This window comes from Mesorhizobium sp. M7A.F.Ca.US.014.04.1.1 (assembly GCF_003998745.1).
Lineage (GTDB): Bacteria > Pseudomonadota > Alphaproteobacteria > Rhizobiales > Rhizobiaceae > Mesorhizobium > Mesorhizobium ciceri.
This window is the reverse complement of sequence record NZ_RZRW01000536.1, coordinates 1-3836: the sequence shown is the minus strand read 5'-3', so window position 1 is coordinate 3836 and position 3836 is coordinate 1. Positions and strand designations below refer to the sequence as shown.

The following is a 3836-nucleotide window of genomic DNA, read 5'->3' as shown; positions in this document are numbered from 1 at the left end:
CTCGTGCAGCGCGCCGCCGAGATTCCGTGGAATGACATCGGCAACATTTCGACGCTCGGCCTGTCGGCCGGCGCGTCGGCGCCCGAAATCATCGTCGACGAGATCATCGACGCGTTCCGGCAGCGCTTCGATGTCACGATCGATCTGGCCATCACGGCCACGGAAACGGAGGATTTTCCGGTCATGCGGGTACTGCGCGATGTCGAACTGACGCGGGCCGACATGGCCTTCGTCAATGGAGCCGCGTAAGGCACATGGCGGTCTACACTGACGTCGCGGAAGGCGAACTCGGCGCATTCCTGAAGCACTATCCGGTCGGCGATCTCCTGTCCTACAAGGGCATCGCCGAAGGCACCGAGAACTCGAACTTCCTGCTGCACACCTCGAGCGGCTCCTACATCCTGACGCTCTATGAGAAGCGCGTCGAGAAGGCGGATCTGCCGTTTTTCCTTGGGCTGATGGGCCATCTCGCCTACAAGGGCGTGTCCTGCCCGCTGCCGGTGACCGCCCATGACGGCAGCGTCATCGGCACGCTCGCCGGCCGGCCGGCGGTCATCATAACCTTCCTGGAAGGGCTTTCGCTGCGGCGGCCCACAGCCACGCATTGCGCCGAGGTCGGCAAGGCGTTGGCGCAATTGCATCTGGCCGGCGCCGATTTTTCGATGACACGTCCGAATGCCCTGGCCATCGACGGCTGGCGCAAGCTCTGGGACGCAGCGCGCGACCGGGCCGACGAGGTCGAGCCGGGCCTGGCGGCCGAGGTTGATGCCGACTTTGCCGATTTTGAGCGCACCTGGCCCAAAGACCTGCCGCAAGGCATCATTCATGCCGATCTTTTCCCGGACAACGTTTTCTTCCTCGGCGAAAAGCTCTCCGGCCTGATCGACTTCTATTTCGCCTGCGACGACCTCTATGCCTACGATGTCGCCACCTGCCTCAACGCCTGGTGCTTCGAGAAGGATTTTTCCTTCAACCTGACCAAGGGCAAGGCGCTGCTCGCCGGCTACAAGAGCGTCCGGCCCCTGAGCGACCAGGAAAAGGCTGCGCTGCCGATGCTGGCGCGCGGTTCGGCGTTGCGCTTCATGCTGACCCGGCTATACGACTGGCTGACCGTCCCCGATGGCGGGCTGGTGATGAAACGCGATCCGACCGAATACATCAGAAGGATGCGGTTCCACCGGGCGATCAAATCTCCTTCGGAATATGGATTGGCCTGATATCATGAGCAAACAGGTTGAGATCTTCACCGACGGCGCTTGTTCGGGCAATCCCGGCCCTGGCGGCTGGGGCGCGATCCTGCGCTTCAACGGCACCACCAAGGAGCTTTCCGGCGGTGAGGCCGAGACGACCAACAACCGGATGGAACTGTTGGCCGCTATCTCGGCGCTGAACGCGCTGAAGGAACCGTGCACGGTCGAGCTTCACACCGACAGCAAATACGTCATGGACGGCATTTCCAAGTGGATCCACGGCTGGAAGAAGAACGGCTGGAAGACCGCCGACAAGAAGCCTGTCAAGAACGGTGAACTCTGGCAGGCGCTCGACGAGGCCAACAAGCGCCACAAGGTCACCTGGAACTGGGTCAAGGGCCATGACGGCCATGTCGAGAACGAGCGCGCCGACGAACTCGCGCGCGAAGGCATGGCGCCGTTCAAGAAAGGCCCGTTCAAGCCTGCAGCAGCGCCAAAGCCTGCTGCGCCGGCAATCGCGAAGGTGCGGCGCTCGACCCAGAGCTATTGAATTTCAGGAGCGGCGCGGCTCGGGTACGAAGAAGCAGATCAGCCAGCGGGCGGCGGCAACTACTACGATATCGGCGCGCATTCCGTTGTCTACGGCTGGCAGCCGATCGACAGGCCGACACAGCCGTAAGCGCTTATCGTATCAGCAGCGCCGTGCCCCAAAGCCCAAGTGCGAACACCGTATGCGACACCAGGTTCAGCGCCCGGATCCGCATCGGGTTGGGCCGCTTCGAGGCGGCCCAGCCGGCGCCCATGCCGGGTGCCAGCAGGAACCAGCCGGCGCCGACGGTGACAATGCCGAGGATGAAGGCCGGCAGAAATGTCGGCGCGGCAAGCCAGCCCGCTCCGGCCAGCACCACCAGGATGATGCCGTAGATGATGCCGACAAAATAGTGAAAGGCCCAACCCAGCGCCTTTTCATGCGCGTATGGTGCTGTATCGCCGATATCGTCGTGAAAGACCTTGTCACGGAGATGCCAGACCCAGCGGCCGACCGGCCCCCAGTTCGGCCGTGGCTGGCCGAACGCCTTGTGCAGGAAGATGGCCCAGAGATCCATCAGCACGGTGGCGCCGACGCCGATCGCGATAGCGCGCCAGAAGATGTCAAACATCGCTAGGATCCCCCCAAAGCAAGCCATGAACCACAAGCGCCATCGCCGTTGCGGCCGAAGGCGCACTGAAGTTCAGAGCTGTCCCAGAATATGGGCCGCGCCGGACTCGTCGACACCGGGCTTGGTCTCGACATTGAGCGCGGTGACCTTGCCGTCGTCGACGATCATCGAAAATCGTTTCGAACGCAGCCCCATGCCGCTGGCGGAAAGGTCATTGTCGAGGCCCACTGCCTTGGCGAAATCGCCACTGCCGTCGGCCAGGAACAGGATCTTGCCCTCGCCGCCGGTGAAGCGCGCCCAGGCGCCCATGACATGGACGTCATTGACCGAGACGACGGCGATGGTGTCGACGCCGCGCGCCAGGATGGCGTCATGGTTCTCGAGATAGCCGGGCAAGTGGTTGTTGCTGCAGGTCGGCGTGAAGGCGCCGGGAACTCCAAACAGAACGACCTTTTTGCCCGGGAATATCTCGGCCCCGGTGATCGGCTTGGCGCCGTCGTCGGTCATCGTCTTGAAGGTCACGTCAGGCAGCTTGTCGCCAACGGAAATGGTCATGGATTCCTCGCTTGGGAAATGGGGAAGGACGTGTCTTTGCGTAGCGAACCCAACGGCTTCCTGCAACCGTTGCGATGGGCTGGATCAAGGGAAAGGCAGAACCCCTTCGACAGCGCCCGCCGCACTCGTCAGCGTATAGTGAAGCCCGCCATCAGTCGGCGTCGTCGAGGGGCGGTCGAGGATCGGCACGGTGAAAATCAGCTTGCCGTCCTTTTCGCTGCGGGCCGGGGTGCCGAACATGTAGTCCTGCTCGCCGGCAACGAAGAAATCCGCCGCCGCCGGATCGCCGGGAAAGCTCGCCTCGACAATCAGCGTCTCATGGTCGCCCGGCAGCACATTGATGCCGAAATCGGACCTCGCGGGCGCAGGCAGTGCCGTAAAACTCGCCTTCACCAGCGCCGCGTCCTCGGCATTGTCCGGATCGGAGGCGGGGTCGACGGTCAGCCGCGTCTGCACCGGAATGCAGATCGTTTCGCAGATGCCGAGAAAGATGTCGGCATCGATCACCGCCGGCTGGTTCGGCGTCGCCAGCGTGAATGTCACCGGCAGAGAGACCGGATAGTTGTAGCCCGCCCATTTGCCATAGCCGTCGTCATGGCGCTGCGGCGCCGGAAACGACAGAGCGGCGTCGGCGACGTTGGTGCTGGCCGAAATGTCGAGTTGCGGCGGCACGCCCGCGTCTCCCGGATCGCGCCAATATGTCTTCCAGCCGGGCTTGAGCGCTATGTCGAGAACGCCCTGTATGCGGCCGGCATCGTCGGCTTTGCCTGATGTAACCAGCCGGACCTTGCCGCCTTCGCTGTTGTACCACGCCGACGAAGAGGCGGCGGCGGGAAGAGCGGTGGCCGATCCGATGCCGGCGCCGAGCAGCAGGATTTTCAAGCTTCGCATGGCGGTGATTTGATCGTTCGTTCGTGGCCTCGCAATTATT

5 protein-coding genes and 1 pseudogene are annotated in these 3836 nt (G+C 63.0%); 3 read left to right on the top strand and 3 right to left on the bottom strand.

Going from position 1 to position 3836, the window contains the following annotated elements; translation table 11 throughout:
- From EOA22_RS26925 to rnhA, 3 genes and pseudogenes are all read left to right on the top strand, one after another.
- Nucleotides 1-249 (top strand): annotated as a pseudogene (locus EOA22_RS26925) (4-hydroxy-3-methylbut-2-enyl diphosphate reductase); the annotation flags it as partial.
- 5 nt (nt 250-254) lie between these two features.
- The gene (locus EOA22_RS26920; protein WP_127390339.1) at nt 255-1217 is read left to right on the top strand and encodes a homoserine kinase; all 963 of its coding nucleotides are present in this window, start codon (nt 255-257) and stop codon (nt 1215-1217) included.
- Between the two features lie 4 nt (nt 1218-1221).
- Complete coding sequence (rnhA, locus tag EOA22_RS26915) at nt 1222-1740, top strand: ribonuclease HI (RefSeq protein ID WP_027164143.1); 519 nt, start codon at nt 1222-1224, stop codon at nt 1738-1740.
- 133 nt (nt 1741-1873) lie between these two features.
- Here rnhA and EOA22_RS26905 read toward each other — a convergent pair whose 3' ends face one another.
- The 3 genes from EOA22_RS26905 to EOA22_RS26895 all read right to left on the bottom strand — a co-directional run bounded on the left by EOA22_RS26905 (nt 1874) and on the right by EOA22_RS26895 (nt 3796).
- Nucleotides 1874-2350 carry a DUF2938 domain-containing protein gene (locus EOA22_RS26905; RefSeq protein WP_013532768.1) on the bottom strand — a complete coding sequence of 159 codons (477 nt, stop codon included), beginning with the start codon at nt 2348-2350 and terminating at the stop codon, nt 1874-1876.
- A gap of 72 nt (nt 2351-2422) precedes the next feature.
- On the bottom strand, nt 2423-2905 hold the full coding sequence (locus tag EOA22_RS26900) for a peroxiredoxin (RefSeq protein ID WP_027164142.1): 483 nt from the start codon (nt 2903-2905) through the stop codon (nt 2423-2425).
- Between the two features lie 84 nt (nt 2906-2989).
- The gene (locus EOA22_RS26895) at nt 2990-3796 is read right to left on the bottom strand and encodes a protein-disulfide reductase DsbD domain-containing protein (RefSeq protein WP_063167685.1); all 807 of its coding nucleotides are present in this window, start codon (nt 3794-3796) and stop codon (nt 2990-2992) included.
- Nucleotides 3797-3836 lie beyond the last annotated feature (40 nt).